This window comes from Clostridioides sp. ZZV15-6597, from assembly GCF_020657815.1.
In the GTDB taxonomy this organism is placed as follows: domain Bacteria; phylum Bacillota; class Clostridia; order Peptostreptococcales; family Peptostreptococcaceae; genus Clostridioides.
The window spans coordinates 1-5,988 of sequence record NZ_JAGWCT010000160.1 but is presented as its reverse complement, the minus strand read 5'-3'; the positions used below and the strand labels follow the sequence as shown (position 1 = coordinate 5,988).

The following is a 5,988-nucleotide window of genomic DNA, read 5'->3' as shown; positions in this document are numbered from 1 at the left end:
AGAATGTGTATAAGAGACAGAAATCAAACAATATATAAAACATATAAATATTAATAAATATATGTTTGTAATACTTACATCTAAATATATTAGATATAAAGAATTATAAAATATATTAAATATAAATTATTATAAGTAATAAATATGGGAGGATAAAATGTATAAGATAAATGATTATGTTGAATTTATAAGCAAAGAAAAATATATAAAAACAGGAAGAATAGTTAAAATCAAAAAATTTCCTTTAAGATATGGAATTGCATTGCAAATTGGCAAAGATACTCACAGAGTTTATTATCTTAGAGAAAGTAAAATTATATCAATAATAAATAATGAAAAGTGTAATCATAATACAAATATCAAAAAATATATTGTTTTTTTCAATAAAAATGATTATATACAAATAAATATAAAAAAAGATAATAATAGAGATACAAAAGAAAATAAATTTAATGACTTTAAAAAAATAGAAAATTACATAAATAATTATTATAGTAACCCGCTTTTTTTCACAGTTTTTGACTTAAGTGAAATTACTGAGATTAAAGATTTATAGGTGACAATATGAATAAAAATAAACTAAAAAGATATTTAAAATACATATGTCTATTACTTTTAGTTATGTCAATTCTGGCTTCTTTGAAGCTATCAATAAAGATAGGACCAGAAAAACAGCTACTTATGAAATTAGCAGATTATATAAAATATTCGTGGGAGGAATAAAAATGAGTACATGCAAAAACTGTTTTAATTTTGAAGATTCTTTAATTACAAAGCTTAGTAAAGGAGAAAAATTATGGATAAAAACATATTAAAATATAAGTTAAAAAGAATATTGAAATATGGAAGTATATTATTTTTAGTTATATCTTTCTTAGTCACCTTAATTGTATTCATACAGATAAGACCTTTATTAAATGAGTCTAGAAAAATAGCATATGATAAGTTAGCCTCTATAAACAATAATACATTTACATTGTTAGAAAATACAAAGATATATGATAAAAATAATAATCTACTTAAAGAAATCAAAGCTAATAATTATAAATATTGTAAAATTGATAATGTTTCTAAAAATCTTCAAAATGTATACATAGGAGTTGAAGATAGAAATTTTTTATCTCATCATGGAATAGATTACATAGCTCTAGTTAGAGCAGGAGTATCCTTAATCAGGAATAAAGGAGAGATTACTCAAGGAGGGTCAACAATAACTCAACAGGTTATAAAAAACATGTTACTAACACAAGAACGTTCATTTAAAAGAAAGCTTATAGAATTTTTCTTGGCTCCAGAATTAGAAAAAAAATATAGTAAAGCTGATATTATGGAGTTCTATGTTAACACAAATTATTATGGAAGTGGTTGTTATGGAGTATATAGTGCATCCAAATATTATTTTGGCAAAGAGCCTAAAAATTTAACTTTATCTGAAGCAGCAATATTAGCAGGATTATCAAATAATCCTTCTCGATTCAATCCTGTCGAACATAAGGATGAATCACTAAAAAAACGTAATAGATTATTAGATAAACTTTTAAAAGAAGAAATAATAACCAAAAAAGAATATACAAAAGCTGTTAATGAGGATATTAATCTAGTTTTAGATAAAAAACTATCTGAAGGTAAAGAAGATTATTTGGCAAGTTATGCATTGTACAGTACAGTATTAAAATTAATGGAATTAGATGGATTTAAGTTTAAGTATGGAATAACAGATGAAGAAGAATATGCAAAGTATAAAAAAAGTTATACTGAAGAGTATACAGAAAAAAGTAACCTAGTGCGTTCAGGTGGATATATAATACACACATCTTTAGATAAAGATAAACAAAATATATTACAAGAAGCTGTAGATACAACATTAAAAAATTTCTCTGAGAAAGACTCCATAACAAAAAAATACAAGCTACAAGGAGCTAGTGTATTGGTTAATAATGAAACTGGACTAGTAGAAGCAATTGTTGGAGGTAGAGGAACAGAGGATAATTTTAATAGAGGTTTCCTAGCTGTAAGACAACCAGGTTCTACAATAAAACCTCTTGCAGATTATGCTCCAGCTTTTGATTCAGGCAAATATTATCCAAGTTTTATTATGGAAGATAAACCATTTAAAGATGGAAAACCGAAAAATGCATATTCAGGTTACAAAGGTAACATAACATTAAGAGAAGCTCTTGCTTGTTCAAGTAACACTATAGCTTATAGATTGCTTTTAACTATGAAACCAACTACAGGTTTAGATTATTTAAGTAAAATGAATTTTTCTACACTTGAACCCAGTGATGCAGTTGGCTCCTTAGCATTAGGTGGAATAACACGAGGAGTAAGGGTTGTTGATATGGCAAAAGGTTATAGTACAATAGTCAATCAAGGGGTTTATAATGATGCATCTTGCTTGAATAAAATAGAATTCTCAAATGAAGGAGAATTATATAATGGAGAAATTAAAAAAAACAGAGTATTTACTGAAGATACAGCATATATGCTTATTGATATATTAAAAGATGTTTTTAATAAAGACTATGGAACTGGTAAGAAAGTAAAACCAGGTGATAATATAATAGCATTTGGAAAAACAGGGACTACAAATGATAATAGAGATAGCTATTTTGCAGGTGGAACAGCACAATATACTTTAGCTACATGGACAGGGTATGATACTCCACAAGAAGTCCCTAGAGCTGAAAATGGAGCTTCTTATTCAGGTATTATATGGAAAAAGACAATAGAGAAAATACAAAATGGATTACCTAAAATTGATTTTAAGAAACCAAGTACTATAATTATAGATGAAAAAAATAATGAAATATTATATTCAAGAGTTGCAATGGACAAGTTAGATGCTCAAGAAGCTGAAAAAGAGAAAAAAAGATTAATATTAATAGAAAAGGAATGGAGAATGCAAGATAAGGATAGACAGCAAGTGGCGAAACAACTTGTTTCAGAGTATGAAAAGTTATCATATTCTTCTATTGATGATTTGGATACATTTGATATGAAACACAATGAAACTGAAGCAGCTATAGGTATAGTTATTGATGATAAAGTTAAAAATAATTTATTAGAACGATTAGAAGTTAAAAAAGCTATGTTAGATAAAGAAAAAGAAGCATGGATTAAATTATATGAAAAACAAAAAGCTCAATTATTGAGTAAAAAAGAAATAGAAGCTCAAGAATTAGAAGAAGCTAAACATAAAGGAAAAGAAAAAGCTAAACAAAAACTATTAACAGATGTTAGAAATATTATAGATGGATTGAGAGTATTAAATACAACTAGTATTAAAAAATATTATTATATAACTCAAGCAGAAGATGCATTATCAAGGATTTATGGTTATGACGAATATAATGAACTTAATGAAAAATTAATGAAAGAAAAAGAAAGATTGAATACAACAGATTTAGATATAGAAATTCCACAACAACAAGATAATGTTATAGATGAAAATATAAACCAATAAAATTAAATATATGTAAACCATAATAGTATTTTGACTATAGAAGAATGTAATAAAAACCTCTAAATTAGCTTATAAGCTAATTTAGAGGTTTTATATTATTAAGTAAATAATATGTTTAGTTATATAAATGTTGTAGTACTTCATTCTCTTTAAAATGCTATAAATTTTATATTACTATCTAAGTACTGTCATTATACCTACACACTCAGGACCATATTTTAGATTCAAAAATAATCCTGCAAATTCATCATTTTCACTAAATCTAAATTCACATCCCAATTTTTTGAAATAACTATATCTTTTATAATCTAGAATCACACATCCAAAACCTTCACCAGAATATTTTGGATATCTAAAAAATATTCTATTATCAAGCTGATTTATAAGATAAGTACAATTTTTGTCACTACTTTCATAATTGAAATAGGATAGATATTTATCAAATCTTTTATTTTCAATTTTTGTAGACTCCAATTTAGTTCTTTTATAAGCACCTATGTAACCTTTTGAAGCTATAGCTCTATCAAAAACAAATTCATTTGTTCCAATAAAAGCTTTTTGTTCTATCAACATAAAGCATCTTTTATCTTTGGCCATAAATATATTTTGAGCCTGGACCTTTTTATCTATTGGTATATTCATTTTAGTTTTCCTCCATTCCAAATGAAAAATATTATTATAAAAAATAGGGATAACTGCTATGAATATAAATTAATTTTATTAGCTCTTTATATGTGCTTTGACCTAAGAACTAAAGGTATATTTACTATCATATTTATTATAAATAAAGATTAAGTAATAAGATAGTTAATCCATAAATTATTATATCTTATAAAAAATAAAAAAGCATTCACTTAATAGAGAATGCTTTTTTATTATGGTTAACTTAATAAAAACGTATTGGGTTTACATTTTTATGCTCTTATTATACCATATAAATTATTACATAAATAGGATTTATTTATATTAGAAGGTTTTAGTCTCATTTTTCAAAACAACCATTATTTTTTATATCAATAAAAATAAGCATCACAATTTGAAACCATTTTTATCATTTGTAATGGTCCTGTTAATAGTTATTTATTGTGTATAACTATATTATTAACCAGTTACAAAAATTCTATACATATTTTCTTTAATATAAACAGTAAATCTTTTTATAAGAAAGTGGAGTAGTATGTTGATATTTACCATATATCTAAAATAGCTAATTAAATTTTAGATTTTCTACTTCAAATTCTTCCTTCAGAACTTCTACAAACTTAGGGTATACATAAGTAATAAAAGTTTTTTCATCAGGAGAAAACTCATATTTAGGACAAAACTCACTATAAAAGATATCATCAATGCATATATTTTTCATAATTTCACTATTTGCTAATTCATTACAAACCATTTCTATTGAATTATCACATCCATCAAGCTCTTTATCAAGAAAATCCCAAATTAGCATAGCATCCTTTTTTATTAACCTTTGATTTCTTCTTAATTTAAGAATAATTTTTTTACATTTTTTTATATATTCTTTAGTATCAAAGTATGTTCTATCACATAGTGTTTTAAACAAATACTCACTATCTAAACTACATAAAAACTTCTTAAAATCATTACCAAATAAGTTCCACTTATAATAATAATCTCCAAATGAGCTTTGACAACTAAAACTACCATTACTATCTATTAGAAAAACTGCATAATCCCAACCATTATTGAATTCTAGGGTGTATTTTTCATATAGATTTTTACTATAATTAATTTTCATATTATTTTTATGTTTAACTTGATTAAATACCATACAAATTCATCTCCTACTTTTATAATATTTTATTAATCTAAATAACATATATAATAATATTATATATTTATTATATATTAGATAATAAATACTTATATTTATTATAAATATAACTTTTAAAGATAAAAGGAGATAATTATATATGAGTTTAAATTTAATAATATCCATTAAACCTAAATATGTAGAAGAAATTTTAAATAAGAAGAAGAGATTTGAATATAGAAAGACTATTTTTAAAGAAGATGTTAATAAAATCTATGTTTATTCTACATCCCCACATAAAAAAATAGTTGGGTATTTTAAATATACAAAATACTTAAAAGATAATCCCGAATATATTTGGAATAAGACAAAAGAATTTTCAGGAATAAGTAAAGATGAATATGATGAATATTTCAATAATAGGGATATCGCATATGCAATTGAAATAAATGAATTTATCAAATTTGATGTAGATATAAACCCAAAAGAATATATAGATAACTTCATAGCTCCACAATCATATAAATATATAAATAAAAACGTATTTGACTATGATACTAATAAATAAAATAATAGATAATATCAAACTTTTATGTTAAAATTACTTATATAAAACTTAGAAATCTATCATATGTAATATCAAAATAATTAAGGGGCTGTCGCACTAAAAAATAGTGCTACGCCCTTTTTTGTATAAAAAAAATAAATCCCAAGTTCAAAAGAGCCTGGGATTCTTGTATAATAA

Annotated in this window: 6 protein-coding genes; 4 read left to right on the top strand and 2 right to left on the bottom strand. The window is 24.1% G+C overall.

All coding sequences use genetic code 11. From position 1 onward, the window contains the following. Window positions 1-157 precede the first annotated feature (157 nt). The 3 genes from KGF52_RS19930 to KGF52_RS19920 all read left to right on the top strand — a co-directional run bounded on the left by KGF52_RS19930 (window position 158) and on the right by KGF52_RS19920 (window position 3,466). Complete coding sequence (locus KGF52_RS19930; protein WP_227841382.1) at window positions 158-556, top strand: hypothetical protein; 399 nt, start codon at window positions 158-160, stop codon at window positions 554-556. A gap of 8 nt (window positions 557-564) precedes the next feature. Beyond that, a complete protein-coding gene (locus KGF52_RS19925) occupies window positions 565-723 on the top strand; it encodes a hypothetical protein (protein WP_227841381.1) in 159 nt (52 codons plus the stop codon). 73 nt (window positions 724-796) lie between these two features. After that, complete coding sequence (locus KGF52_RS19920) at window positions 797-3,466, top strand: transglycosylase domain-containing protein (RefSeq protein WP_227841380.1); 2,670 nt, start codon at window positions 797-799, stop codon at window positions 3,464-3,466. Between the two features lie 174 nt (window positions 3,467-3,640). On the opposite strand, the gene KGF52_RS19915 is transcribed toward KGF52_RS19920, so the two are convergent. Together KGF52_RS19915 and KGF52_RS19910 are read right to left on the bottom strand one after the other, a co-directional pair. After that, window positions 3,641-4,108, bottom strand: coding sequence for a hypothetical protein (locus tag KGF52_RS19915; RefSeq protein WP_227841379.1), 468 nt, complete (start codon window positions 4,106-4,108; stop codon window positions 3,641-3,643). A gap of 565 nt (window positions 4,109-4,673) precedes the next feature. Beyond that, the gene (locus KGF52_RS19910) at window positions 4,674-5,261 is read right to left on the bottom strand and encodes a hypothetical protein (protein WP_107614976.1); all 588 of its coding nucleotides are present in this window, start codon (window positions 5,259-5,261) and stop codon (window positions 4,674-4,676) included. 142 nt (window positions 5,262-5,403) lie between these two features. Here KGF52_RS19910 and KGF52_RS19905 point away from each other — a divergent pair, with 142 nt between their 5' ends. Continuing rightward, complete coding sequence (locus KGF52_RS19905; protein WP_227841378.1) at window positions 5,404-5,811, top strand: hypothetical protein; 408 nt, start codon at window positions 5,404-5,406, stop codon at window positions 5,809-5,811. Window positions 5,812-5,988: the final 177 nt, after the last annotated feature.